General features: G+C 66.6%; 21 protein-coding genes. 17 read left to right on the plus strand and 4 right to left on the minus strand.

Annotated features, from left to right (window positions below; translation table 11 throughout):
- Positions 1-9 precede the first annotated feature (9 nt).
- The 10 genes from W930_RS27650 to W930_RS0115430 are packed head-to-tail and all read left to right on the plus strand — an operon-like array spanning position 10 to position 11,047.
- A complete protein-coding gene (locus tag W930_RS27650; RefSeq protein ID WP_023871761.1) occupies positions 10-1,035 on the plus strand; it encodes a branched-chain amino acid ABC transporter permease in 1,026 nt (341 codons plus the stop codon).
- Positions 1,028-1,786, plus strand: coding sequence for an ABC transporter ATP-binding protein (locus W930_RS0115390; RefSeq protein WP_023871760.1), 759 nt, complete (start codon positions 1,028-1,030; stop codon positions 1,784-1,786). The genes W930_RS27650 and W930_RS0115390 overlap by 8 nt, the downstream gene beginning before the upstream one ends.
- A complete protein-coding gene (locus tag W930_RS0115395; protein ID WP_023595248.1) occupies positions 1,783-2,493 on the plus strand; it encodes an ABC transporter ATP-binding protein in 711 nt (236 codons plus the stop codon). Before W930_RS0115390 ends, W930_RS0115395 begins: the two co-directional genes overlap by 4 nt.
- A 4-nt stretch (positions 2,494-2,497) precedes the next feature.
- Entirely contained in the window at positions 2,498-3,766 is a 1,269-nt protein-coding gene (locus tag W930_RS0115400; RefSeq protein WP_023871759.1) for a 3-isopropylmalate dehydratase large subunit, read from the plus strand.
- A 44-nt stretch (positions 3,767-3,810) separates the two neighbouring features.
- Positions 3,811-4,383, plus strand: a complete 573-nt coding sequence (locus W930_RS27655; RefSeq protein WP_023871758.1) for a 3-isopropylmalate dehydratase small subunit — start codon at positions 3,811-3,813, stop codon at positions 4,381-4,383.
- Positions 4,377-6,062 (plus strand): hydantoinase B/oxoprolinase family protein, encoded by a 1,686-nt coding sequence (locus tag W930_RS0115410; RefSeq protein WP_023595251.1) that lies wholly within the window; start codon positions 4,377-4,379, stop codon positions 6,060-6,062. The genes W930_RS27655 and W930_RS0115410 overlap by 7 nt, the downstream gene beginning before the upstream one ends.
- Complete coding sequence (locus W930_RS0115415) at positions 6,059-8,110, plus strand: hydantoinase/oxoprolinase family protein (RefSeq protein ID WP_023595252.1); 2,052 nt, start codon at positions 6,059-6,061, stop codon at positions 8,108-8,110. Before W930_RS0115410 ends, W930_RS0115415 begins: the two co-directional genes overlap by 4 nt.
- A gap of 26 nt (positions 8,111-8,136) precedes the next feature.
- Complete coding sequence (locus W930_RS0115420) at positions 8,137-8,757, plus strand: cysteine hydrolase family protein (protein WP_023871757.1); 621 nt, start codon at positions 8,137-8,139, stop codon at positions 8,755-8,757.
- A complete protein-coding gene (locus W930_RS27660; protein ID WP_023595254.1) occupies positions 8,754-10,187 on the plus strand; it encodes an FAD-dependent oxidoreductase in 1,434 nt (477 codons plus the stop codon). The genes W930_RS0115420 and W930_RS27660 overlap by 4 nt, the downstream gene beginning before the upstream one ends.
- Positions 10,184-11,047, plus strand: a complete 864-nt coding sequence (locus tag W930_RS0115430; RefSeq protein ID WP_023871756.1) for an oxaloacetate decarboxylase — start codon at positions 10,184-10,186, stop codon at positions 11,045-11,047. The genes W930_RS27660 and W930_RS0115430 overlap by 4 nt, the downstream gene beginning before the upstream one ends.
- A 51-nt stretch (positions 11,048-11,098) precedes the next feature.
- On the opposite strand, the gene W930_RS0115435 is transcribed toward W930_RS0115430, so the two are convergent.
- A complete protein-coding gene (locus W930_RS0115435) occupies positions 11,099-12,322 on the minus strand; it encodes a CaiB/BaiF CoA-transferase family protein (RefSeq protein ID WP_023871755.1) in 1,224 nt (407 codons plus the stop codon).
- A gap of 255 nt (positions 12,323-12,577) precedes the next feature.
- Between W930_RS0115435 and alaS the strand changes: the two genes are divergently transcribed.
- The 5 genes from alaS (at position 12,578) to W930_RS0115460 (ending at position 18,952) form a co-directional block, all read left to right on the plus strand.
- Complete coding sequence (alaS, locus tag W930_RS0115440; RefSeq protein WP_023871754.1) at positions 12,578-15,202, plus strand: alanine--tRNA ligase; 2,625 nt, start codon at positions 12,578-12,580, stop codon at positions 15,200-15,202.
- Between the two features lie 220 nt (positions 15,203-15,422).
- On the plus strand, positions 15,423-16,661 hold the full coding sequence (locus W930_RS0115445) for a YbfB/YjiJ family MFS transporter (RefSeq protein WP_023871753.1): 1,239 nt from the start codon (positions 15,423-15,425) through the stop codon (positions 16,659-16,661).
- A 54-nt stretch (positions 16,662-16,715) separates the two neighbouring features.
- Positions 16,716-17,486, plus strand: coding sequence for a class II aldolase/adducin family protein (locus W930_RS0115450; protein WP_023871752.1), 771 nt, complete (start codon positions 16,716-16,718; stop codon positions 17,484-17,486).
- A 79-nt stretch (positions 17,487-17,565) separates the two neighbouring features.
- Positions 17,566-17,760: a 4-oxalocrotonate tautomerase gene (locus tag W930_RS0115455; protein ID WP_023871751.1), complete on the plus strand. Its 195-nt coding sequence runs from the start codon at positions 17,566-17,568 to the stop codon at positions 17,758-17,760.
- A 142-nt stretch (positions 17,761-17,902) separates the two neighbouring features.
- Positions 17,903-18,952: a low specificity L-threonine aldolase gene (locus tag W930_RS0115460; protein ID WP_028731089.1), complete on the plus strand. Its 1,050-nt coding sequence runs from the start codon at positions 17,903-17,905 to the stop codon at positions 18,950-18,952.
- Between the two features lie 141 nt (positions 18,953-19,093).
- Here W930_RS0115460 and W930_RS27665 read toward each other — a convergent pair whose 3' ends face one another.
- Positions 19,094-20,338, minus strand: a complete 1,245-nt coding sequence (locus W930_RS27665; RefSeq protein WP_024788772.1) for a chloride channel protein — start codon at positions 20,336-20,338, stop codon at positions 19,094-19,096.
- A gap of 367 nt (positions 20,339-20,705) precedes the next feature.
- Here W930_RS27665 and W930_RS0115470 point away from each other — a divergent pair, with 367 nt between their 5' ends.
- Positions 20,706-21,236 (plus strand): NUDIX domain-containing protein, encoded by a 531-nt coding sequence (locus W930_RS0115470; RefSeq protein WP_023595261.1) that lies wholly within the window; start codon positions 20,706-20,708, stop codon positions 21,234-21,236.
- A 114-nt stretch (positions 21,237-21,350) separates the two neighbouring features.
- Positions 21,351-21,578 (plus strand): sulfurtransferase TusA family protein, encoded by a 228-nt coding sequence (locus tag W930_RS0115475; RefSeq protein ID WP_010806302.1) that lies wholly within the window; start codon positions 21,351-21,353, stop codon positions 21,576-21,578.
- A gap of 166 nt (positions 21,579-21,744) precedes the next feature.
- Here W930_RS0115475 and galU read toward each other — a convergent pair whose 3' ends face one another.
- Together galU and W930_RS0115485 are read right to left on the minus strand one after the other, a co-directional pair.
- A complete protein-coding gene (gene galU / locus W930_RS0115480) occupies positions 21,745-22,629 on the minus strand; it encodes a UTP--glucose-1-phosphate uridylyltransferase GalU (protein ID WP_023595262.1) in 885 nt (294 codons plus the stop codon).
- A 29-nt stretch (positions 22,630-22,658) separates the two neighbouring features.
- Positions 22,659-25,520, minus strand: coding sequence for a valine--tRNA ligase (locus W930_RS0115485; protein ID WP_023595263.1), 2,862 nt, complete (start codon positions 25,518-25,520; stop codon positions 22,659-22,661).
- Positions 25,521-25,593 lie beyond the last annotated feature (73 nt).

Genomic DNA, 25,593 nt, shown 5'->3' on the forward strand with positions numbered 1-25,593 from the left:
GAGCCAACGATGAAAGATCTTCGAATGATTGTGCTGTTCGGCGTGGCGATGGCCGCGCTGCTGCTCACGTTGCAGTCCGGCGTGTGGCTGTCGTTCCTGATGATGACGTTTTACGCCGTGCTGCTCTCGCAGTCGTGGAACGTGCTCGGCGGGTTCGGCGGCCAGTTGTCGTTCGGCCACGCGCTGTTCTTCGGCGTGGGGGCGTACGCCCAGGCCATTGCCCAGTTGCAATGGGGCTGGAACCCGTGGCTGGCCATGCCGTTCGCGATCGCCATGGGCACCGCGGTTGCCGTGGCGCTCGGCGCGGTGACGTTTCGTTATGGCCTGAAGGGGTCGTATTTCGCTCTGGTCACGCTGGCCTTTGCCGAGGTGTTCCGCATTCTGGCCGTGTCGCTGCCCTTTACCGGCGCGGGCGTGGGCCTGATGGTGCCGCTGCGCCAAGGCGTGGGTAATTTGCAGTTCGCATCCCCGCGCGGTTACGCGGCGTTGCTGCTCGTGTTCGTGATGGCGGCGCTGCTGGTGACGGCGTGGTTGCGGCACTCGCGCTTCGGCGCGTGGCTGCAGGCCGTGCGGGACAACGAGAATGCGGCCCGCGCCGTGGGCGTGAACCCGCTGCGCGTGAAGCTGGGCGCGATTGCGCTGTCGGGCGGCTTCATGGCGGCGGCCGGCATGTGCTACGTGCAGATGTTCCAGTACATCGACGCGGGCATCGCGTTCGGCTCGACCATCTCGGTCGAGGCGCTGGTCGGGGCCATCGTCGGCGGGCTCGGCACGCTGTGGGGCCCGGTGCTCGGCGCAGCCGTCCTTTACGCGCTCGGTGAATTCACGCGCAACCTGTTCGGCGAACTGCCCGGCCTGTCGATGGTGATCTACGGCGCCGTGCTCATCCTGATCGTGATGTTCCTGCCGCGCGGCATGACGGGCGCCGGGGCCTCGATCCGACGCGTGCTCGGCATGGAACGCAAGGCCGTGGCGCAGGGAACCGCGGCGGACGAGACGCGTACCGCATCGCGTGAGGAGAACGCCCGTGTCTGACATTCTTTTGAAGGCCGAAGGCCTGTCCATCACGTTCGGCGGCCTGAAGGCGGTGCAGGACGTGAGCTTGTCCGTCAGGGCCGGCACGCTGACCGCCCTCGTCGGTCCGAACGGCGCGGGCAAGACCACACTGTTCGGTTTGCTGTCCGGCTTTATGACGCCGGGCGCCGGACGCGTGGAATTCCAGGGGCGCGACATCACCGGGCAGGCACCGTACGAAACGGCGCGCCAGGGGCTCACCCGCACGTTCCAGATCGTGCAGCCGTTCGGGGCGCAGACCGTGCGCGAGAACATCGCCGTGGGTGCCCATCTGCATCTGCGCGAGCGCCGCGCCGCGCTGCGCGACGCGGAGGAAATCGCCTACCGAACCAATTTGCAGGCGCAGCTCGACAAGCCGGCGGCGGACCTCACCGTGTGCGGCCGCAAGCGGCTCGAGCTCGCCCGCGCGCTGGCCACTCGCCCGCGCCTGCTGTTGCTCGACGAAGTGCTCGCGGGGCTCAATCCAAGCGAGATCGACGAAATGATTCCCGTGGTGCGCGATATCGCCGCGAGCGGCGTGACGGTGCTGATGATCGAACACGTCATGCGCGCCGTGATGAGCCTGGCCGAGCACGTCTGGGTGCTCGCGCAGGGCAAGCTGATCGCGTCGGGCACGCCTCGCGAGGTGACGACCGACCCCGCCGTGATCGAGGCCTATCTGGGGCATGGCACGGCGGCGCGGCTCGCTGCGCAAACCGGAGGTGCGCAATGACCCATCTGCTCGAAGTCGAAGGCCTGCGCACCGGTTATGGGCGTGTCGAGGTGCTGCGCGGTGTCGATCTCACCGTCGGCGAGGGCGAGATCGTCGTGATGCTCGGCAGCAACGGCGCGGGCAAGTCGACGCTGAACAACACGCTGTCCGGCATCAACCCGGTCTGGGGCGGGCGGGTTCGCTTCGACGGGCACGATCTCACCGGCCGGCATTACCGCGACGTGGTCAAGGCGGGGCTGATCCAGGTGCCTGAAGGGCGCCGCATTTTCCCGAACCTGAGCGTTCGCGAGAACCTGTCGCTCGGCGCGTTTGCCCGCGCCCGCGCGTCGCGCGAACGCAGCCTGGAGAAGATGCTCGATCTGTTTCCGCGTTTGCGCGAGCGTATCGATCAGGCGGCCGGAACGATGTCCGGCGGCGAGCAGCAGATGCTTGCCATTGGCCGAGGGCTGATGGCCGAGCCGCGCCTGCTGATTCTCGACGAACCGTCGCTCGGCCTCTCGCCGCTCATGGTCGAGGAGCTTTTCTCGCTCATCGCGCGCTTGCAGCGCGAGGGCCTGTCGATCCTGCTCGTCGAGCAGAACGTGGGCCAGTCGCTCGAAACCGGGCAGCGCGGCTACGTGCTCGAGAACGGTGAAATCCGCCACAGCGGCACTTGCGCCGAGTTGCTTGCGAGCGACGATCTGCGGCGTGCGTATCTGGGAATGTAAGGGAATGACCGTGCCTCAAACTCTGACGCAAAAGCTGCTGGCTGCCGCGTGTGGCCGCGACACCGTGGCCGTGGGCGAGATCGTCACCTGTCGTGTCGATCTCGCGATGTTCCACGACTCCAGCGGCCCGCGCCGCCTGCAACCGATGCTCGAATCGCTCGGCGCTCAGCTGTGGGACAAATCGAAGGTTGTGCTTGTCATCGATCACTACGTGCCGGAATCGGACGACGAATCGCGGCGCATCGTGCGCATTGCGCGCGACTGGGCGAGCGCGCAGGCGCTGCCCAACGTGTACGACTCGGCAGGCATCTGTCACGTGGTGGTGCCCGAGCACGGCCACCTGCGCCCCGGCATGTTCTGCGTGGGCGGCGACTCGCATTCGCCGACCGGCGGCGCGTTCGGCGCGTACATGTTCGGCATCGGCAGCACCGAGATGCTCGGCGTGGCGGTGTCCGGCGAGATCTGGGTGAAGGTGCCCGACACGATCCGCATGCGCTGGGACGGGCGCCTCGCCGACGGCGTGAGCGCCAAGGACATGATGCTCCACATGATCGGTCGCTTCGGCATGAACGGCGGACGCTACCAGGCGATCGAGTTCTGCGGCGACGCCGTGCGCGCCCTGTCGATGCAGGAGCGCATGACGCTCTCGAACATGAGCGCCGAGCTTGGCTCGCAGGTGGGACTGATCGCGCCCGACGAGACGACCGTGGATTATCTGCGTTCGGTCGGCGTGACGGAGGCCATCGACATCGCGCGCTGGCAAGGCGACGCCGATGCGCCGGCCGAACTGCATGTGTTCGACGCGGGCTCGCTCGCCCCGCAGGTGGCGGCGCCGCATAGTCCGGCCAACACGCACGCAATCGGCGAGTTCGCCGACGTTACGGTCGACGTGGCTTATCTCGGCGCGTGCACCGGGGCGAAGCTCGACGACCTGCGGGCCGCCGCCCGCGTGCTCAAGGGCCGCAAGGTCGCCAGGGGCATGCGCTTCGTGGTGGCGCCGGCCTCGGCGCGCGATCAGGCGCAGGCCGCGCGCGAAGGCGTGATGGACGTGCTCGTGGAGGCCGGTGCCCAGGTGCTCGCCAATACCTGCGGCGCCTGCGCGGGCTACGGCGGCTCGATTCCCGAAGGCGCGACCGTGCTCTCGAGCACGGCGCGCAACTTCAAGGGACGCATGGGTTCGGAGACGGCCCAGGTCTATCTGGGCTCCCCCTATGCGGTGGCCGCCGCCGCGCTCACCGGCCGCATCGCGGACCCGCGCGAACTGCTGGCGTGATGCGCGCCGGACTTCCCGAACATTTTCATTGTCTCTCCTGAATCATGACAACGCCAACGTCTTCTTCCGGCCGACCCGAGGCGAGCGGCCACGCGACTGACGCCGACACGCATCGCGCGTGGGTGGTCGGCGCCGATATCGATACCGACGCGCTCGCACCCGGCGCCTACATGAAATTCGGCATCGACGAGATCGCACGCCACTGCCTGCATCGGGTGCGCCCGGAGTTCGCCGCGGGCGTGCGTCGGGGCGACGTGCTCGTGGCCGGGCCGAACTTCGGCATTGGCTCGTCGCGCGAACAGGCGGCCGCCGCGCTGGTGCACCTGGGCGTGCGCGCGGTGATCGCACCGTCGTTCAACGGCCTCTATTTCCGCAATGCCTTCAATGTGGGGCTGTTGCTGCTCACCTGCGCCGACGCGTCGCGAATCGCCGAAGGCGAGGACCTGCGGCTCGCGCCGCGCGAGGGCTATGTCGAGCGTGCCGATGGCAGCCGGCTCGCCTGCGAGAGCGTGCCGGGGTTCCTCCTCGACATGGTCGACGCCGGCGGCCTGCTCAATCTGCTCAAGCGGCGCAGCGCGGCATCCCAACCGACATCACACGGAGTTTCTTCATGCTAGATCCCGTCACCCTGGCGGTCCTCAAAGGACGGCTGGAGCAGATCGCCGACGAAATGGACGCGACGCTCTACCGCAGCGCCTTCAATCCCATCATTGCCGAGGCGCACGACGCCTGCCACGGCATCTACGACGCCGCGACCGGCGCGACCCTCGTGCAGGGCAAGTCCGGCTTGCCGGTCTTCGTCGGCGCGATGGCCTTCGCCGTGCAGGCGGCCGCGCGCACGGCCGCCGAGCGCGGCGGCATGATCGACGGCGACGTCTGGCTCTTCAACGATCCCTATGAAGGCGGCACGCACGCGAACGATTTCAAACTCGTGCGTCCCGTGTTCCGCGACGGCAAGCTCTATTGCTTTCTGGCGTCCGCCGCGCATTGGCACGACGTGGGCGGCGCGGTGCCCGGCAACTACAACCCGGCAGCGACCGAATGCTGGCAGGAAGCGGTGCAGATCCCGCCGGTGCGCATCGTACGGCGCGGCGAGCTCGACGCGGACGTGCTCGCGATCCTCAAGGCCAATACCCGTTTGCCCGACAGCCTTTGGGGCGATCTGAACGGGCAACTCGCCGCGCTCGAACTCGGTGCGAGGCGTCTGTCCGATCTGCTCGACGAGTATGGCGACGGCACGGTGCAGGACGCGCTGGCGCAATTGCGCGAGCGCGCCGTGAAGCTCATGCGCGCGCACGTGGCCGCGCTGCCGGATGGCGAGTACGTCTATCAGGACACGCTCGACAACGACGGCGTGCGCGACGAGCCGCTGACGATCGCGCTGCGCATGCGCGTGGCCGGCGAGTCGCTCACGCTCGATTTCACGGGGACGTCGCCCGCCTGCATGGGGCCGGTGAACATCTCGCGCGCGACCGCCATCGCGGCGTGCTACGTGGCGCTCAAGCACCTGTTCCCGGACGTGCCCGCCAATGCCGGTGTGCTCGACGCGGTACGGTTCGAGCTGCCCGACGGGTTGCTGATCTCGGCGCAACGCCCGCGTCCGGTGGGCGGCTATACCGAGACCATCCTGCGCATGATCGACGTGATCTTCTGTGCGATGGCGCAAGCCGCGCCCGAGCGGGCGATGGGGCAGGCGTACGGCACCATCAATGCGCTCTCGATCGCCGGCTACCGCACCGACCCGGCGCGGCGCGGTCAGCGCTGGGTGATGTTCAGCTTCTTCGGCGGCGGCCACGGCGGACACAGCGACGGCGATGGTCTGTCGCATGGCAACGCGCCGATCTCGACGGCGACCATTCCCCCGATCGAGATTCTCGAAGCCGCGTATCCGGTGCGCTTCACGCAGTGGGCGCTGCGCCCCGACTCCGCCGGCGACGGACGGCATCGCGGTGGCCTGGGCGCCATCTACGAAATCGAACTGCTCGAGGACAGCGCGGAAGCGTTCGTGTTCGGCGAGCGCGGACGCTCGGCGCCGCAAGGCATTGCGGGTGGCGCGGCGTCGGTGCCCAACGTGTTTCGCTATCAGAACGACGGCCAGTGGCATACGCCGCCGATGGCTTCGAAGATGCTCGGCATCAAGCTCGCGCGCGGGGAGCGCGTGCGGCTCGAGACGCCGGGCGGGGGCGGCTACGGCGCGCCGGCGGCGCGTGACGCCGCGGCACGCGCGCACGACCGCGCGATGGGATATGTGACGACCGGCGCGAACGACGCGCGCGAGAAGGAGCAACAGGCATGAGCGAAGCATCAACGATCGTCGGCGTCGACGTGGGCGGCACGTTTACCGATTTGTTCGTCCTCGACGAAGCCGCCGGCGTGGCGCGTATCGTCAAGGTACCCTCCACGCGCGGCGAGGAAGCACGCGGCTTCATGAACGGCATCGAGCGTGTCGACACGCAGGGACGCGGCGCGGGCGGTATCGCCACGATCGTGCACGGCACGACCGTGGGCACGAATGCCCTGCTCGAGCGCAAGGTGGCACGCACCGGCATTATTACCACGACAGGCTTTCGCGACGTGCTCGAAATGCGGCGCCGCGATCGCCCGGCCACCTGGGGCCTGCGCGGCAACTTCACACCCATCGTGCCGCGCGACCTGCGTCTCGAGGTCGATGAGCGGGTGCTGGCCGACGGCACGGTCCATACGGATGTAGACATTGCCCAGGTGGAAGCGGCCGCGCGCGAGTTGCTCGAGGCGGGCTGCGATGCCGTGTGCGTGTTCTTCGTCAACGCCTACGCGAATCCGGTCAACGAGCAGCGCGCCGTGGCCGCGGTGCGGGCGCTGTGGCCCAACGGCAACGTGACGGCGGCGACCGAGGTGCTGCCCGAGATTCGCGAATTCGAGCGATGCTCGACGGCCACGCTCAACGCGTCGCTCCAGCCGGTGGTGGGCAGCTACCTCACGCGTCTGGAGAGCGACCTGAAGGCGCGCGGCTTCGGCGGCGAACTGCTCGTGGTACAGAGCAACGGCGGCATCATGTCGCGTCAGACGGCGTGCGACGTGCCGGTGCGCACGGCGCTCTCCGGGCCGGCTGCCGGCGTGATCGCCTGTGCGGCCATCGCGCGGGCCGCGGGCTTCGCCAACGTGGTGACGGGTGACATGGGCGGGACGTCGTTCGACGTGTCGCTCGTGGCGGGCGGCGAGGCGTCGCTCTCGGCGCAGACGTCCATCGAATTCGGCATGGTGGTGCGCTCGCCGATGATCCAGATCGAGACGATCGGCGCCGGCGGCGGCTCGATCGCATCGGTGGATGCGGGCGGCCTGTTGCAGGTCGGTCCCGAATCGGCGGGCAGCATTCCCGGCCCGGCGTGCTACGGACGCGGCAACACGCGACCGACGGTGACCGACGCCAACGTGCTGCTCGGGCGCATTGCCGCCGACCGGCCGCTGGGTGGCGGTCTGCTCGCGAAACTCGACGCGAGCCTTGCCGCCAGCGCCATCGACGAGCATGTGGCCAAACCGCTCGGCCTCGACGTGTACGCCGCCGCCGAGGCGATGCTCACCGTCGCCAACGCCAAGATGGCCGGCGCCATTCGCCTGGTGTCGATCGAGCGCGGCCACGATCCGCGCCAGTTCGCCTATATGCCCTTCGGTGGCGGCGGCGCGCTGCACGTGTGCGCGATGATGCGCGAAGTCGGCACGACCACGGGCATCGTGCCGCGCTACCCGGGCGTGACCTCGGCGCTGGGCTGCGTGATCGCCGACATGCGACATGACAGCGTGCAAACGCTCAACCAGCCGCTCGCCGCGCTCGATACGGCAGATCTCGTGGCACGCGTCGAAGCGCTGGCCGAGGCCTGCCAGGCGCGCCTCGACTCCGCCGGCGTGCGCTTCGAAGGCGTGCGCGAGATCGTCGAGCTCGACATGCTCTACGTGGGCCAGAGCCATACGGTGCGCGTGCCCGTCACGCGCGAGCAGCTCGATCGCGACGGCATTGCCCGGGCGTTCGAGACCGCGTACCGCGACGCCTTCGGTCGCGCGCTCGAGGGCATTCCGGTGCGCATCATGAACCTGCGCTACGCGCGCATCGGCGTGCGCCCGAAGTTCGACCTGGCCGTGCTCGCGCCGCAGGCCGGCGCGATGCCCGAGTCGCTCGGCACACAGCGCGTCTATCACGCCGGACAGTGGTGGAACGCCGCACGCTACGCGCGCCTGGACTTGCCGGTCGCCGCTACCGTGGCCGGCCCCGCGATCCTCGAGCAGTCGGACACCACGATCTGGCTGGAGCCAGGGTTCTCGGGACGCGTCGACGCCCTGGGCAACCTGCTGATCACGCGCGACGCCTGAGCGGCGTGCGCACAACGGAGTTTGCAATGACACAAACGACGTCCGGGCTCGACGCGACGCGCACCGCGCTTGTCATCGTCGACCTGCAGAACGACTTCATCGCGCCGGGCGGCGCCTACGACCGGGGCGGGGCGGCCACGCGCGAGGCGCAGGCATTGCCCGCGCGTGTCGCGCCGGTGGCCGCGTCGCTCAAGGCGGCCGGTGGCTTCGTGGCGGCGAGCCAGTTCACGCTCTGGCCGGATGCGTCCGGCGAGCCGATGATCTCGCCGCATCTGCGGCAGTTGCGCCCGTTCCTGCGCCGGGGCGATTTCGTCGCCGGCTCGCCGGGCCATGGCACGGTCGCGCTGCTGGCCCCGCACGTGGATGTCTCGGTGTTGAAGGTCGCCTATTCGGCGTTCTTCAACACGCAGCTCGACTGGGTGCTTCGCCGTGCGGGCATCGACACGGTCGCGGTGTGCGGCATCGTGACGAACGGCGGTGTCGCCAGCACGGCACGCGACGCGCACATGCGCGACTATCGCGTGCTCGTGCTCGGCGACGGTTGCGCCGCTCCCACGCCTGCCATGCACGACGCCGCACTGGCCGACCTTCGCACCGTGGGCGAGATCGTGACTTGCGAGGCCTTCGCCGGCCTGATTGCAGGATGAGCGGCGCGGCTTCGGCGAGCGCGCCCGTGATTCGGCGCGGACAGCCGCCCGTGGACGATCTGCCGCAGGTCAGCGTGGTGATCGTCGGCGCCGGTGCTTGCGGCCTGAGCGCCGCGCTGATATTGCAGGATGCGGGCGTCGATTGCGTGGTGCTAGAGCGCGACGCGGTGCCCAGCGGTTCGACGGCGCTCTCGTCCGGCTTCATTCCGGCCAGCGGCAGCGAGGTGCAGCGCACCGCCGGCATCGACGACAGTCCCGCGCGTTTCGCGGCCGACATCATGGCGAAGACCGATGGCACCGCTGCGGCCCATCTGGTGCGCGCCTATACCGAGGCGTCGGGTCCGGCGATGGATGCGCTTGCCCGGCACGGGCTGACGTTCGAGATCCTCGATGGCTTTCTGTATCCGGGGCACTCCGTGCGGCGCATGCACAGCCTGCCCGAGCGCACTGGCGCGGCGTTGATGGCCGCGCTGGAACGCGCCGTGCAGGCAACCGACGCCGCGATCCTTACCCGAACCCTCGTGCGCGAACTCTGGGTCGACGAGACGGGGCGGGTGCGGGCGGTGGGCGGCGTGCGTCCCGACGGTGCCATGGAGTACCTCGGCTGCGACGTCCTGCTGCTTGCCTGCAACGGCTTTGGCGGCAACGCGGCGCTGCGTGCCGAATGGCTCCCCGAGATGGCCGATGCGGTCTACGGCGGTCACGAGGGCAACGATGGCAGCGCCTTGCTCTGGGGGCGCGCGCTGGGCGCGGCCCAGGCCGACCTTGGCGGGTATCAGGGGCACGGGTCCTGGGCGAGTCCGCACGGCGTGCTGATTTCCTGGGCCGTCATCATGGACGGCGGTGTGCAGATCAATCGCGAAGGGCGGCGGTTTCACGACGAAACGCACGGTTATTCGGAAGCGGCGGTGCATGTGCTCGCGCAGCCGGGCGGCATTGCCTGGAACGTGTTCGACGCGCAAACGCTGGCGCTGGCGCGCACGTTCCCCGATTTTCAGGAGGCGGAGGCCGCCGGGGCGCTCAGGACATGCCCCGACGTCGAGGCCCTCGCGGCGACCATCGGCTGCGAGGCACACATGCTGCGCGCCACGCTCGACAGTGTGGCGCCGGGCGTCGCGGCGGCCGACGGGCGCCGCTTCTCCCGCGCGCTCACGGCTCCGTACTACGCCGTGAAGGTCACCGGCGCGTTGTTTCACACGCAAGGCGGGCTCGACATCGACGCCCACTGCCGGGTGTTGCGCCCGGACGGCACCGCGCTGCCGAACCTGCTCGCCGCGGGCGGTGCGGCGCGCGGCGTATCGGGCAACGCGGTCTGGGGCTATCTGTCGGGCAACGGGCTGCTCTCGGCCGTCGCGGGAGGCTTCATCGCCGCGCACACGGCGATCGATGCGCTCGCCATCTCGCCAACTTCACAGGAGATTTCCCCATGACGACAACGTCGTCCCTGAAGGCGCGCCTGAACGAGGGCGTGCTGCTCGCGCCGGGCGTCTATGACGCACTCTCCGCGCTGATCGCGGCGCAGACCGGCTTCGAAGCGCTGTATCTGTCCGGGGCCTCCATTGCCTACACGCGGCTCGGGCGCTCCGACATCGGGCTGACCACCTACCCGGAAGTGGAAGACACGGTCGCGCGTATTGCCGAGCGGGTGTCGGTGCCGGTCATCGTCGACGCCGATACCGGCTTCGGCAACGCGCTGAACGTCAAGCGCACGGTGCGGGGGTTCGAACGCGCCGGCGCGGCCATGATCCAACTGGAGGATCAGACCTTTCCGAAACGCTGCGGTCATCTCGACGGCAAGGGCGTGATTCCCGCACAGGAAATGGCAGGCAAGATTCGCGCGGCGGTCGATGCCCGTCATGACGCGAACACGTTGATCCTCGCGCGCACCGACGCGATCGCGGTGGAGGGGCTGGAGGCCGCGCTCGATCGCGCCGAGCAGTATCTGGCGGCCGGTGCCGATGCGCTGTTCATCGAGGCATTGCGCACGACCGAGCAGATGACGGCGGCATGCGAGCGTTTTGCCACGCGCGTGCCGTTGCTCGCCAACATGGTCGAGGGTGGCAAGACGCCGGTGCAAAGCGCGCAGGCGCTCGCCGACATCGGCTTTCGCATCGTCATCTTCCCGGGGGGCACCGCGCGCGCCGTGGCGCATACGCTACAGGGCTACTATGGCAACCTGCTCGCGCAGGGCACCACCGCCGCGTGGCGCGAACGGATGCTCGACTTCGACGGCCTGAACGCGGTGATCGAAACCCCCGCCTTGCTGGCCGACGGTCGGCGCTACGAGTAACAACGTCTTCCCGGCGCGCCGAGCGCGCCGGGGGGGGAGGCCGTCGCGGGGTCAGACGACGCCGTCGGCGCGCAGCCGGGCGATCCGCTCGGTGTCGAAGCCCAGGCGCTCGCGAAGGATGTGGTCGCTGTGCTGCCCAAGCGTGGGTGGCGCGGTGCGCGCCTCGGGCGGCGTCTCGCTCATCTTCATCGGACTGGCCACGAGCCGGGCCGTGCCGCCCGACGGGTGCGGCAATGCCACCTCCATGCCGCGGGCCTTCACCTGGGGATGCGCGAAGACTTCCGGCAACGTGTTGATGGGCCCGCACGGCACGCCCAGCGCCTCGAGCTTGTCGATCCACGCATCCTTGCCGAATTTGCGCACCATCTGTGCGAGCAGCGGCACCAGCACCTCACGGTGACGCACACGTGACGGATTGGTCGCGAAGCGCTCGTCGTCGGCCAGCGCGGGCTCGCCGCCCGCTTCCACGAACTTGCGGAATTGTCCGTCGTTGCCGACCGCGACGATGATCCAGCCGTCGTCGCCGGTCTGGAACGTCTGGTACGGCACGATGTTCGGATGCGCGTTGCCCCAGCGCACCGGCGCATTGCCGCTGGCCAGATAATTCGTGTTGAGGTTGGCGAGCATGGCGACCTGCGTGTCGAGCAGCGCCATGTCGATGTACTGGCCCACGCCGGTGCGGTCGCGGTGCGTGAGCGCGGCCATGATCGCGAGACTCGCATACATGCCCGTCATCAGGTCCGCAATGGCGACGCCCGCCTTCTGCGGACCACCGCCGGGCAGCGCGTCGCGCTCGCCGGTCACGCTCATGAAGCCGCCGATGCCCTGAATAATGAAGTCGTACCCCGCGCGCGAGGCGTGCGGGCCGGTCTGGCCGAAACCGGTCACCGAGCAGTACACCAGATCGGGCTTGACCGCCTTGAGCGACGTGTAGTCCAGGCCGTACTTCGCCAGTTGACCGACCTTGTAATTCTCGACCACGACATCGCTTTGCGCCGCGAGTGCCCTGACGATCGCCTGGCCCTCCGGGCGCGAGATGTCGAGCGTGAGCGAGCGCTTGTTGCGGTTCGCCGCCAGGTAGTAGGCGGCTTCGGCGGTGTCGCGGCCCTCGGCGTCGCGCTGGTAGGGCGGGCCCCAGCTGCGCGTGTCGTCGCCCACGCCGGGGCGTTCGACCTTGATGACGTCGGCGCCCAGGTCCGCCAGATTCTGCGTGGCCCACGGCCCGGCCAGCACACGCGAAAGGTCGAGCACCCGGATATGACTCAGCGCACCCATCGTTCGTTATCTCCTTCGTGTCGTTGTCGGTCCCGCAATGCGAATTCAGGAAAATCACATGCGGAACAATGTTTTGCAATGCGGAACTTGTGACGAAGAGTCTACGGCGTCGCGGGGTGCGCTGACCAGCGTCGTTTCGCACTGCGGTTGGCGCGGCGACGCGGTGGGCGGGCCGATTTCCCGTATAATCAAAAGTTTGCAAAATATCCCGCCAGACGCCTTGTCTGGCCCGGTCCCCACGCTCTCACGCACGCTATGAAAGTCGCAGACATTCGGGAAAAATTCCTCAACTTCTTCGAGTCGAAGGGGCACACCATCGTGCGCTCGTCGAGCCTCGTGCCGTCCAACGACCCCACGCTGCTGTTTACGAACTCCGGCATGGTGCAGTTCAAGGACGTCTTCCTCGGTCTCGAGACGCGTCCGTACAAGCGCGCGACCACGGCCCAGCGCAGCGTGCGCGCCGGCGGCAAGCACAACGATCTGGAGAACGTGGGCTACACGGCACGTCACCACACGTTCTTCGAAATGCTGGGCAACTTCTCGTTCGGCGACTACTTCAAGCGCGAAGCGATCCAATATGCGTGGGAGCTGCTCACGGAAGTCTACAAACTGCCCAAGGACAAGCTGTGGGTGACCGTCTACAAGGAAGACGACGAGGCTTACGACATCTGGGCGAAGGAAGTGGGGGTGCCGACCGAGCGCATCATCCGCATCGGCGACAACAAGGGTGCGCGCTACGCTTCGGACAACTTCTGGCAGATGGCCGACACCGGTCCGTGCGGCCCGTGCTCGGAAATCTTTTACGATCACGGTGCCGATGTGTGGGGCGGCCCGCCGGGATCGCCGGAAGAAGACGGCGATCGCTACATCGAGATCTGGAACCTCGTGTTCATGCAGTTCAACCGCGACGAGCAGGGCAACATGACGCCCCTGCCCAAGCCCTGCGTGGATACCGGCATGGGGCTCGAGCGTATTGCGGCCGTGCTCCAGCATGTGCACAGCAACTACGAGATCGATCTGTTCCAGCACCTGATCAAGGCTGCCGGGCGTGAGACCGGCGTGACCGACCTGAGCGCGAATTCGCTCAAGGTGATCGCCGATCACATCCGCGCCTGCTCGTTCCTGATCGTCGACGGCGTGATCCCGGGCAACGAGGGTCGTGGCTACGTGCTGCGTCGTATCATCCGGCGCGCGATCCGCCATGGCTACAAGCTCGGCTGCAAGACGCCGTTCTTCTACAAGCTCGTGCCGGATCTGGTGGCCGAGATGGGCGTGGCCTATCCGGAACTGGCGCAGGCGCAGCAACGCGTGACCGACGTGCTCAGGCAGGAAGAGGAGCGCTTCGGCGAGACTATCGAGAACGGCATGGAGATTCTCGAAGGTGCGCTGGCGGATCTGGCCAAGCGCGGCGTGACCACGCTCGACGGCGAACTCGCCTTCAAGCTGCACGACACCTACGGCTTCCCGCTCGACCTGACCGCGGACGTGTGCCGCGAGCGCAGCATCACCGTCGACGAAGCCGGTTTCGACGCTGCCATGGCGCGCCAGCGCGAACAGGCGCGCGCGGCCGGCAAGTTCAAGATGGCGACCGCCCTCGAGTACACCGGCGACAAGACGCGCTTTCAGGGCTACGACACGCTCGCGCTCGAAGGCGCGCGGATCACGGCGCTTTACGTCGACGGCACGAGCGTGGGCAAGCTCGCCGCGGGCCAGCAGGGCATCGTGGTGCTCGATACCACGCCGTTCTACGCGGAGTCGGGCGGTCAGGTGGGCGATCAGGGGCTGATCACTGCTGGCGGCGCGCGTTTCGGCGTGTCGGACACGCAGAAGATCCAGGCAGACGTGTTCGGTCACTACGGCACGCTGGAGTCGGGCGAGCTGAAGGTGGGCGACACCGTCACGGCACAGGTCGATGCGGTGCGTCGTGCGCGCACCGTGCGCAACCACTCGGCGACCCACCTCATGCACAAGGCGCTGCGTGAAGTGCTCGGCTCGCACGTGCAGCAAAAGGGCTCGCTCGTCGATGCCGACAAGACCCGCTTCGACTTCGCCCACAACGCCGCGATGACCGCCGACGAAATTCGTCGCGTGGAAGACATCGTGAATGCCGAGGTACTGGCCAACGCGCCGACGCAGGCGGCGCTTATGTCGTTCGACGATGCCGTCAAGGGTGGCGCGATGGCGCTCTTCGGCGAGAAGTACGGCGACGAAGTGCGCGTGCTCGACATCGGTTCGTCGCGCGAACTGTGCGGCGGCACGCACGTGAGCCGCACGGGCGACATCGGTCTGTTCAAGATCGTGATGGAAGGCGGTGTGGCTGCCGGCATTCGTCGCGTGGAAGCGATCACCGGCGACAACTCGGTGCGCTTCGTGCAGAAGCTCGACGATCAGGTCAACGAGGCGGCGGCTGCGCTCAAGACGCAGCCGGCCGAACTCTCGCCGCGCATCGCGCAGGTGCAGGAGCAGGTCAAGTCGCTGGAGAAGGAACTGGCGGCGCTCAAGTCGAAGCTGGCTTCGAGCCAGGGCGACGAACTCGTCGAGAAGGCCGTCGACGTCAACGGCCTGAAGGTACTGGCCGCGCAACTCGAAGGTGCCGACGTCAAGACGCTGCGCGAGACGATGGACAAGCTCAAGGACAAGCTGGGCAGCGCGGCCGTCGTGCTGGCCGCGGTCGACGGCGGCAAGGTCAGCCTGATCGCGGGCGTGACGGCCGACTTCACCAGCAAGGTCAAGGCGGGTGAACTCGTCAACTTCGTCGCCCAGCAAGTCGGCGGCAAGGGGGGCGGCCGACCCGACATGGCGCAGGCCGGCGGCACCGATCCGTCGCAATTGCCGCAGGCGCTGGCCGGCGTGCAGGGCTGGGTGGCCGGCAAGCTGTAAGCGCTGGCGGTCCGATCGGCGCGCCCGGCGTCGTCACGCAACGTCGGGAGCACAAGGCAAAACGCGCACTTCGGTGCGCGTTTTGCTTTCATGGGGCGCTCATTGCCCCTTTTTGCACAAGGGAACCTGCGCAGTGCTCGATGGTTTGCATGTAAAGTATTCGGCAAACCCGGCGCGCCGAACGAGGAGCGCCGCATGAGAATCCCCCCCCACTCACGCCATGCCAGCCACACTCGCCGATTCCGAACGGTCCGTCCCGCCGCGCCAGCCTTCACCCGAACGGGCGGCCTGGCATATCGCCCTGTCGTGCATGCTCGCCCTCGCCATCGCTATGGGCATCGGGCGCTTCGCGTTCACGCCGATGCTGCCGCTGATGCTTCACGAGAAGCTCACCGACATCCAGCACGGCAGCTGGCTCGCATCGCTGAACTACGCCGGGTACTTCATCGGCGCGCTGTCGTGCATGTGGCTGCGCTTCACGCCGACATGGATCATCCGGTTTGCGCTTGCCGCAACGGTCGTGCTCACGTTGGCCATGGGCTTACTGGATTCGTTTGCCGTCTGGGCCGTGGTGCGCACGCTCGCTGGCGTGATGAGCGCATGGGCGATGGTGTTCTCGGCCGGCTGGGGGTTTCGCAAGCTCGGTGAGCTGCGCATGCCCAGCCTGGGCGGCGTGATCTTCGCCGGCCCCGGCGCGGGCATCGTGGTGACGGGCCTGCTCGCGAGCCTGAACGACAAGCTCTCCTGGCCGGCGCGCGGTGGCTGGCTGCTGTGCGGCGGGTTGGCGATGCTCCTGCTCGTCGCGATCTGGCGCACGTTCGTGGCCGACGCGCCTGCTGCCGCCAAGGCGTCGGAGGGCGCCTCGGGCCACGCGACGCCGCATGCGGTCAATCACGGCAGCGGCGAGAACGTGATTCCGGTCACCGTGCTCTACGGCTTTGCGGGGTTCGGCTACATCATCACGGCGACATTTCTGCCGGTGATCGCGCGGCAGTCGCTGCCCGGTTCGCCCTGGCCCGATCTTTTCTTTCCGCTGCTCGGCCTGATGGTGATTCCCGGCGCCATCATCGGCGCGCGTGCGCCGCTCGCGTGGGACAACCGCCTGCTGCTCGCGGCCTGCTACGTCATGCAAGGCGTGGGCGTGGGCATCGGCATCGTTCTGCCGAACGTGGCGGGCTTCGCCCTGGGCAGCGTGCTCGTGGGCCTGCCATTTACCGCCATTACGGTGTATGCGGTGCGTGAATGCCGTCGTTTGCGTGGGGACAACGCCAATGGCCTGATCGGGCTGGTCACGGCATCCTATGGGATCGGGCAGATCGTCGGCCCACTGGTAGCCGCACCGCTGGTCGCTGCCACCGGCAGTTTCACGGCCGCGTTGCTGTGCGCGACCGGTGTACTCCTGCTGGGTGCCGTCGGGTTCGTGTGGGACTGGCGGCGTTCGCGTGAACTCGCGCCTTGATTTGCTTCTGAATTCCCATCGATTCTCCACACGACAACTCCGGAAGCCTCGCGTATGTCCTTTACCTTGCAGGCGGGCAGAAAAGCCGCCACGGCCATGAGCGACGCCGAGCGTCGTATGCGCGTCGATCTCGCGGCCTGCTATCGTCTCGTGGCCCTGAACGGCTGGGACGACATGATCTACACCCACATCTCGGCGATGGTGCCCGGCGAGCCCGGCCACTTTCTGATCAACCCGTTCGGTCTCGCGTTCGACGAAGTGACGGCGTCGAACCTCGTCAAGATCACGATGAACGGCGAGATCGTCGGGGAGAGCGAACATCCGGTCAACGTGACGGGCTTTGCGCTGCACGGCGCCGTGCACGCCGCGCGGGCCGATGCGGTCTGTGTCATGCATTTGCACAACACCGCGGGCATTGCCGTGTCGATCCAGCCTCACGGCCTGTTGCCGATCTCTCAGCACGCGCTGCGCTTTCACGGGCGCATCGGCTATCACGAGTACGAAGGTCTGGCGTTCTCGCCCGCCGAAGGCGAGCGGCTCGTGGCCTCGCTCGGATCGCACCCGGCCATGCTTCTGCGCAACCATGGCACGCTCACGACCGGGCGCACGGTGGCCGAAGCGTTCGTGCTGATGGCCACGTTGATCAAGGCCTGCGAGATCCAGTTGCAGGCGTTGACGGGCGGTGCCACGCCGCATCTGCCGAGCGTGGCTGTGCAGGACAGGACGGCGCTTCAACTCGAGGACGGCGGTGCCGTCGAAGGCGTGCTGGAATGGCCGGCACTGCTGCGCAAACTCGATAGAATGGACGCCTCGTTTCGCGATTGAGCGCCGCTCGCGCGCAACGCCGGGGATGTCGGGTCCCCGATTCACCGATTGCCATAATCACACAAGGAGAGAGACTGCAATGCCAACGTTTCATGTCGAGATGTTCGAGGGGCGCACGGTCGAGCAAAAGCGCGCCTTCGTGAAGGCCGTGACCGAAGCTGCCGTGACCACCCTTGGTTGTTCGCCGGAATCCGTGGACATCATCATCACCGACGTCAAGCGCGAGAACTGGGCCACGGGCGGCACGCTCTGGTCGGATCCGCGGCCCGAGTGATTCCGCGCCTGCCGGTGCCAGGCAAAGTCAGTGGCGGGGCGGGTGTCGCCCCGTCCGCCGTATCGAAGAGGTTGTCATGTCGCAAGTCCTGCCCGCATCGAACGCCCACGCCGCAGCCCATCGCGCCACGAGCGACGAGGCGATTGCAACGCCACAACATTTCGCATCGGACAATTACGCGGGTATCTGTCCGGAGGCGCTGCACTATCTGATCGAGGCCAACGCCAGCGGCCATGAAGTCGCCTATGGCGACGACCGCTGGACACAGCGTGTGTGCGACGGCATTCGGCAACTGTTCGACACCGACTGCGAGGTCTTCTTCGTGTTCAACGGTACGGCGGCGAATTCGCTGGCCCTCGCGTCGCTCTCGCAGTCGTATCACTCCGTGATCTGTCACGAACTGGCACACGTCGAGACGGACGAATGTGGCGGCCCCGAATTTTTCTCCAACGGCGCCAAGCTGCTCACGGCGCGCGGACGCGAGAACAACGGCAAGCTCACGCCCGACGCCGTGGAATCCGTCATCAATCGCCGCTCCGATATCCACTTCCCGAAGCCCCGGGTGGTGACCCTTACCCAGGCCACCGAGGTCGGCACGGTCTATACGGTCGATGAGGTCAAGGCGATCGCCGCCGTGGCAAAGCGGCGCAACCTGCGAGTGCACATGGACGGCGCGCGCTTTGCCAACGCCGTGGCCACGCTGGGCTGCCACCCCGGGGATGTGACCTGGCGCGCCGGTGTCGACGTCCTGTGTTTCGGCGGTACCAAGAACGGTCTGCCGGTGGGAGAGGCCGTGGTGTTCTTCAACCGGTCGCTGGCCGAGGACTTCGCCTACCGGGTGAAGCAGGCCGGGCAACTGGCGTCGAAGATGCGTTTCATTTCCGCCCCATGGCTCGGCATGCTGGAAAACGACACCTGGCTGCGCAATGCGCGCCATGCCAATGCGATGGCACAACACCTGGCGCAGCGGATCCGCGATCTGCCCGGCGTGTCGCTGATGTTCGAGACGCAGGCCAATGCCGTGTTCGCGGAGCTGCCTCTGCACGTTATCGAAGCGTTACGCGCGAAGGGGTGGCGCTTCTATACGTTCATCGGCGCAGGTGGCTGCCGCTTCATGTGCGCCTGGGACACGCGACCGGAGACGGTCGAACGTCTGGCGGCCGATATCCGGGAACTGAGCACGAAGACCTGAGCGCCGCACGCCCTCACGTAAGCGACGTAACGTCGGCGACCGGCGTGACGTGTGGCGTGTGGCGTGTGGCGTGGTGAGCGGGGGGCGCGTCGCGCGAGAGCGGCTGCGCCGCTCGTGCGCTTATTTTCGCTTCGTCCGGCGCTAGGCCTGACGCGGAGCCGGCACCGTGGGCGTGAGAAACCGGTGCGCGAGTGTGTGGTAGAACGATGGCGCAATGGTCTTCGACACCTGGGTCGACAGCAGCGCCACGGCCATCAGCGGGATCACCATCTGATGGCCGTCGATCATTTCCATCACGATCACGAAAGACGTGATCGGCGACTGCGTGACGGCGGCGAGGTACCCGACCATGCACAGGGCGGCCATCGCCGGTAGTGGCACCACGGATGTGACGTGCGCCATGACGTTGCCCAGTCCCGCGCCAATGGCGAGCGACGGCGCAAAGATGCCGCCGGGAATGCCAGACAGATACGACACGCTCAGTGCCGCGAACTTCAGCAGGGCGTAGAACGGCGACAGCGCCGCGTGCGATTCGAGCAGACCGCGTGCCTCGGCGTAGCCGCTGCCGAAGGTCGTGCCGCCGGAGACGATGCCGATGACGGCGATCGCCAGCCCGCACAGGAAGGCAAACCGCACCGGATACGCGCGACGCAGGCCGACGAGCGGCGCCGGCATCCAGCGCGGTACGTTCAGCATCAGCCAGCCAAATGCCCCGCCCGCCACCCCTGTCAGCACACTCGCGCCGATAAGCACCGGGATCAGCGCGAAGGTGAGGTCGCTGAGCGCCTTGATGTGTCCGAAATACAGATAATTGCCCTGCAGGCCGAGTGCCACGATGCCGGAAAAAATGATCGCCGTGATCAGCGTGCCGCTGCTTCGTGCCACGAAACTGCGGCTCAACTCTTCAATGGCGAAAACGACACCGGCAAGCGGTGTGTTGAACGCTGCCGCCAGCCCCGCGGCAGCGCCTGCGAGTGCCAGTTGTCGCTCGATGTGCACGCTGCTGCGGCGATAGCCGCGTCGCATGGCATACATCAACGACGCGCCGATCTGGACGGTCGGCCCTTCGCGCCCAATGGTGAAGCCGCACAGAATTCCAAGAAACGACACGATGATCTTGCCGATCATGATGCGCAGGGAGAGCAGCGTCTTGGAAAGGCGTGCGTCCTGCAATGTGGCAATGACCTGCGGTATGCCGCTGCCTTCGGAGCCCTGGAAGAACTTCTGCGTCAGCCAGATCGCCAGAGAGGCACCGAGCGGCGTAATGACGAGCGGCAGCCAGAAGCCATGCGACAGCATGCGCTGGAACAGCTCGAAACCGAAGTCCACCAGCTTGGCGTACGCCACGGACACCAGACCCACGAGTACCGCGCCAAGCCAGAACACACCGTAGTTGTGCCAGAGTCGCTGGGAGCGCCGTGCGCCGCGTCGTGCCAGTCGTGCCGCATGTGAGCGAGCGTTTGAGGCGGACGATGATGCTGATGCCTCGGACGAAGTCGGCGCGCCGGACTGGCCCGACGTCGCGGATGCGTCGGAAGGGGACGGCGACGTGTGAGCCGATGCGTTGCCGTCTGCGGCAGACGGGGAATTCGGTGGGAAATCTGACACGGGACCGAGAGCGATAATTGAAAGACGTTGGCCGATTATACGCGTGAGGCCCCTAGGGGGTTGGTCCGATGCGGTCCCGGAATCTGCCGAATGTGCAGCGCGTCATGAGTTCATTTAAGATATTCGGATTCGCCGAAGAACGATCATGAACGAACTCCATTTCTGTCCCCGCTGCGCTTCGCCGCTCGACTCCCGCGATGTCGCGGGGCGTATTCGCCGCGCTTGTCCCGATGCGGCTTGCGGTTTCATCCACTGGGACAATCCGCTGCCGGTGGTGGCCGGTCTCGTCGAATATCGCGGTCAGATCCTGCTGGCGCGAAACGCCGCCTGGACCGAAGGAATGTTCGCGCTCATCACGGGTTTTCTCGAGCGCGACGAAACCCCGGAAGACGGTATCCGCCGGGAGATCAAGGAAGAGACCAATCTGGACGCCAATGCGATCTCGCTGCTCGGTGTCTACGAATTCATGCGTAAGAACGAGTTGATCATCGCCTATCACGCGGTTTGCGACGGCGATATCTGCCTGTCCGAGGAGTTGGCCGAATTCCGCCTCGTCGCGCCAGAGCGCGTGCGCCCGTGGCCCGCAGGCACCGGCCACGCGGTCGCCGAGTGGCTGCGTCGGCGCAATCTTCCGGTGGAGTATGTCGAATCGGCTCGGCTGTCCATCGCCGGCTAATGAACCTCGGGCACATCGACACGTCGGGCGCGAGCATCGACTGCGGTAGAATCGGGGGTTTGCGGGGCCATCCCGACACAAGATTCGAACGAGACTGAAACGAGGGACACAAGCATGGAATTCCAGAAAGAAGTCGACGCGAGCGGCCTGAACTGCCCGCTGCCGATCCTGCGTGCGAAGAAGGCACTGGCCGAAATGCAAAGCGGCGAAGTGCTGCACATCATCGCCACGGACCCGGGCTCGGCGCGCGATTTCAGTGCATTCGCCAAGCAGACGGGCAACGAACTCATCGAGTCGCGCGAAGAAGGCAAGACATTCCACTTCCTGATGCGTCGCCGCTAACGACGCAACGGCCGGCGGGCGCGCCCATCGGCTCGCCATTGCGGTCGCTTTCCCGAGGGATCGCGGCCTGGTCGCAAGACCCGTAATCGCCCCGCCGCGGGCACAAAAAAGCCGACGGACATGCCGTCGGCTTTTTCATTGGCGTACACGCCGCGCGATCCTCGCATCACACGAGGTCGCCGTGCACCTCGCGCAGGTAGTCGCGGAAAGCGTCCTTGAGTTCGGGGTGACGCAATGCGAACTCCACCGTGGCCTTCAGATAACCGAGCTTGCTGCCGCAGTCGAAGCGCTTGCCCTGATAGCGATAGGCAAGCACGACTTCATCCTGCATGAGCTTCTGGATGGCGTCGGTGAGCTGGATTTCTCCGCCCGAGCCCGGATCGATCTCGCGAATGCAATCGAAGATGCGCGGACGCAGCACGTAACGGCCCACCACACCCAGGTTCGACGGCGCGTCCTCCGGTGCGGGCTTCTCGACGATGTTCGTGAGTTTGACGATATCCTTCTCGCCCCACTCGTTGCCTGCGACGATCCCGTACGAGCGGCTTTGCTCGATGGGGATCTCTTCCACGCCGATGATCGAGTTGTGATACTGGTTGTACAGATCGACCATCTGCTTGAGCACCGGCGGCTGGCCGTCGAGCAGGTCGTCGGCGAGGATGACCGCGAACGGTTCGTCGCCCACCAGCTTCTCCGCACACAGCACGGCGTGGCCCAGGCCGAGCGCCTTGGGCTGGCGCACGTAGAAGCAATCGATGTGCGGGGGCTTGATCGAGTGCACCACGTCGAGCAGCGCCTGCTTGTTCTTCGCCTCGAGTTCCGCCTCGAGTTCGAAGGCCGTGTCGAAGTGGTCTTCGATCGCGCGCTTGTTGCGGCCCGTGACGAAGATCATTTCGGTGATGCCGGCGGCCGCCGCTTCTTCCACCGCGTATTGAATCAGCGGTTTGTCCACCACCGGCAGCATTTCCTTCGGGCTGGCCTTGGTGGCGGGGAGGAAGCGGGTGCCGAGGCCCGCCACGGGGAACACGGCTTTGGTCACAACGGTTTTCATTGGTATCTCCCTGATGGATTCAAAGCGTCTCAGGCAGGCAGGCGGGCGAGCTGCGCCTGCAATTTGCCGAGAACGGCTTCAAAGTCGACCAATCGTTGCTTCTCGAGTTCCACGACATTTGCCGGCGCGCGTGCCACGAAGCTCTCGTTGGACAGCTTGCCGTGGCATTTCGCGATCTCGCCTTCGAGACGCTTCACTTCCTTGCCGAGACGCTCGCGCTCGGCTGCCACGTCGATTTCCACCTTCAGCGCCAGCTTGTTGGCGCCCACCACGGCCAGCGGTGCGCCGGCGGCTTGCGCGTCGAGCGTCGCCTCGTCGGCCAGCACCTGCACTTCGGACAGCTTCGCCAGCGTTTGCAGATACGGCGCGATGGACGTCAGGAAGTCCACGTCACCCGCGACGAGCAGCGGCACGCGTTGCGCGGGTGACAGGTTCATCTCGCCACGCAGATTGCGGCACGCGTCGACCGCGGCCTTCAGTTGCTGCATCCAGGCTTCGTCGGCTTCGTCGATCTTGCCCATGTCGGCCACCGGATACGGCTGCACCATGATGCTGGCTTCGCCCGCGGCCTTGTCCGCCGGATAACGGCCGGCCAGCGGCGCGACCTTCTGCCAGAGCGCTTCGGTGATGAACGGAATGATCGGGTGAGCCAGGCGCAGTACCGTCTCGAGCACGCGCAGCAGCGTGCGGCGCGTGGCGCGTTGCTGCGCCGGCGTGCCGTTCTGGATCTGCCACTTGGCCAGTTCGACGTACCAGTCGCAGTACTCGTCCCACACGAACTTGTAGATCGCGCTGGCGATGTTGTCGAAGCGATAGTCGGCGAAGCCCTTCTCGACGTCGGCTTCCACGCGCTGGAGCAGGGACACGATCCAACGGTCGGCGCGCGAGAAATCGAGCTGGCCGTCGGGGCCGCAGTCGCCCACGCAAGGGGCCAGGCCGCAATCCTGGCCTTCGCAGTTCATCAGCACGAAGCGCGTGGCGTTCCACAGCTTGTTGCAGAAGTTGCGATAGCCTTCGCAGCGCGCGAGATCGAAGTTGATGTTGCGGCCGAGCGTGGCCATCGACGCGAACGTGAAGCGCAGCGCATCGGTACCGAACGGCGCGATGCCGTCCGGGAATTCCTTGCGCGTCTTCTTCTCGATGCTCGCTGCCTGCTTCGGATTCATGAGGCCGGTGGTGCGCTTGGCGAGCAGCGCGTCGAGCGACACGCCGTCGACGATGTCGATCGGATCGAGCGTGTTGCCCTTCGACTTGGACATCTTCTGACCTTCGGCATCGCGCACCAGACCGTGCACGTACACGGTCTTGAACGGCACCTTGCCGGTGAAGTGCGTGGTCATCATGACCATGCGCGCCACCCAGAAGAAGATGATGTCGAACCCGGTGACCAGCACCGAAGATGGCAGGAAGTGCTTCAGTTCCGGCGTTTCCTGCGGCCAGCCAAGCGACGAGAACGGCACCAGCGCCGACGAGAACCATGTGTCGAGCACATCCTCGTCGCGCTTGAGCGCGCCGGTCGAACCGGCGGCGCGCGCCTTCTCGAGGGCTTCTTCCTCGCTGCGGGCGACGAACACGTTGCCGGCGTCGTCGTACCACGCCGGGATCTGGTGGCCCCACCAGAGCTGACGGGAAATACACCAGTCCTGGATGTTCTCCAGCCACTGGTTGTACGTCGTGGTCCAGTTCTCGGGGACGAACTTGATTTCGCCGCTGCGCACGACGTCGAGCGCGGTCTCGGTGATCGACTTGCCCGGATGGAACGTGCCCTCCGGCGCCGGCTTGCTCATGGCCACGAACCACTGATCGGTGAGCATCGGCTCGATGACCGTGCCGGTGCGGTCGCTGCGCGGCACCATCAGCTTGTGCGGCTTGACGGACTCAAGCAGGCCCTGCGCGTCGAGATCGGCCACGATCTGCTTGCGCGCGTCGAAACGGTCCAGGCCGCGGTACTTTTCCGGTGCGTTGTCGTTGATCTTCGCGTCGAGCGTGAGGATGTTGATCTGCGGCAGGTTGTGACGCAGACCGACGGCATAGTCGTTGAAGTCGTGCGCGGGCGTGACCTTGACCACGCCGGTGCCGAACTCGCGATCGACGTAATCGTCGGCGATGATCGGGATTTCACGCTCGGACAGCGGCAATTTGGCCGTCTTGCCAATGAGATGGCGGTAGCGCTCGTCTTCCGGATGCACCATCAGCGCGGTGTCGCCGAGCATCGTTTCCGGACGTGTCGTGGCGACCGTGAGCGAGCCCGAGCCGTCGGCGAGCGGGTAGCGGATGTGCCACAGCGAGCCTTCTTCTTCCTCGCTCACCACTTCCAGGTCGGACACGGCGGTGAGCAGCGTCGATTCCCAGTTCACGAGACGCTTGCCGCGGTAGATCAGGCCTTGCTCGTAGAGCGTGACGAACACGTCGCGCACCGCCCGCGACATCTTTTCATCCATCGTGAAGTACTCGCGACTCCAGTCGATGGAGGCGCCCAGGCGTCGCACCTGACGCGTGATCGTGCTGCCCGATTGCTCCTTCCACTCCCAGACGCGCTCGACGAACTTTTCCCGACCGAGGTCGTGGCGCGAGACCTTTTGGGCGTCGAGCTGGCGTTCGACGACGATCTGCGTGGCAATGCCCGCGTGGTCGGTGCCCGGCACCCAGAGGGTGTTCGCGCCCTTCATGCGGTGATAGCGGGTCAGGCCATCCATGATCGTCTGGTTGAACGCGTGACCCATATGCAGCGTGCCGGTGACGTTCGGCGGCGGCAACTGGATGCTGAAATCTTCACGGGCGTCGTCGAAAGTCGGCCGGGCATAGCCGCGGCGCTCCCATTCGGGGCCCCAGTGGGCTTCGACGTCCTGCGGCTCGAAGCTCTTGGCAAGCGTATTGTCGCTGTCGCTCATGGATTGGATGGACCGTGTAATGCGTGAAACCCTGAATTATAAAAGATTCGGTGCCATTTCCGCGCCGCAGCAG

The organism is Pandoraea sp. E26 (assembly GCF_000681415.1).
Taxonomy (GTDB): domain Bacteria; phylum Pseudomonadota; class Gammaproteobacteria; order Burkholderiales; family Burkholderiaceae; genus Pandoraea; species Pandoraea pnomenusa.

What these genes read in the sequence shown, in the direction of transcription:
- W930_RS0115455 (WP_023871751.1), top strand. Translation starts at nt 17,566, where the DNA reads ATGCCAACGTTTCATGTCGAGATGTTCGAGGGGCGCACGGTCGAGCAA.
- W930_RS0115475 (WP_010806302.1), top strand. Translation starts at nt 21,351, where the DNA reads ATGGAATTCCAGAAAGAAGTCGACGCGAGCGGCCTGAACTGCCCGCTG.
- W930_RS0115410 (WP_023595251.1), top strand. Translation starts at nt 4,377, where the DNA reads ATGCTAGATCCCGTCACCCTGGCGGTCCTCAAAGGACGGCTGGAGCAG.
- W930_RS0115400 (WP_023871759.1), top strand. Translation starts at nt 2,498, where the DNA reads ATGACCGTGCCTCAAACTCTGACGCAAAAGCTGCTGGCTGCCGCGTGT.
- W930_RS0115445 (WP_023871753.1), top strand. Translation starts at nt 15,423, where the DNA reads ATGCCAGCCACACTCGCCGATTCCGAACGGTCCGTCCCGCCGCGCCAG.
- alaS (WP_023871754.1), top strand. Translation starts at nt 12,578, where the DNA reads ATGAAAGTCGCAGACATTCGGGAAAAATTCCTCAACTTCTTCGAGTCG.
- W930_RS0115395 (WP_023595248.1), top strand. Translation starts at nt 1,783, where the DNA reads ATGACCCATCTGCTCGAAGTCGAAGGCCTGCGCACCGGTTATGGGCGT.
- W930_RS0115430 (WP_023871756.1), top strand. Translation starts at nt 10,184, where the DNA reads ATGACGACAACGTCGTCCCTGAAGGCGCGCCTGAACGAGGGCGTGCTG.
- W930_RS0115420 (WP_023871757.1), top strand. Translation starts at nt 8,137, where the DNA reads ATGACACAAACGACGTCCGGGCTCGACGCGACGCGCACCGCGCTTGTC.
- W930_RS27655 (WP_023871758.1), top strand. Translation starts at nt 3,811, where the DNA reads ATGACAACGCCAACGTCTTCTTCCGGCCGACCCGAGGCGAGCGGCCAC.
- W930_RS27660 (WP_023595254.1), top strand. Translation starts at nt 8,754, where the DNA reads ATGAGCGGCGCGGCTTCGGCGAGCGCGCCCGTGATTCGGCGCGGACAG.
- W930_RS0115470 (WP_023595261.1), top strand. Translation starts at nt 20,706, where the DNA reads ATGAACGAACTCCATTTCTGTCCCCGCTGCGCTTCGCCGCTCGACTCC.
- galU (WP_023595262.1), bottom strand. Translation starts at nt 22,629, where the DNA reads ATGAAAACCGTTGTGACCAAAGCCGTGTTCCCCGTGGCGGGCCTCGGC.
- W930_RS0115485 (WP_023595263.1), bottom strand. Translation starts at nt 25,520, where the DNA reads ATGAGCGACAGCGACAATACGCTTGCCAAGAGCTTCGAGCCGCAGGAC.
- W930_RS0115415 (WP_023595252.1), top strand. Translation starts at nt 6,059, where the DNA reads ATGAGCGAAGCATCAACGATCGTCGGCGTCGACGTGGGCGGCACGTTT.
- W930_RS27650 (WP_023871761.1), top strand. Translation starts at nt 10, where the DNA reads ATGAAAGATCTTCGAATGATTGTGCTGTTCGGCGTGGCGATGGCCGCG.
- W930_RS0115435 (WP_023871755.1), bottom strand. Translation starts at nt 12,322, where the DNA reads ATGGGTGCGCTGAGTCATATCCGGGTGCTCGACCTTTCGCGTGTGCTG.
- W930_RS0115450 (WP_023871752.1), top strand. Translation starts at nt 16,716, where the DNA reads ATGTCCTTTACCTTGCAGGCGGGCAGAAAAGCCGCCACGGCCATGAGC.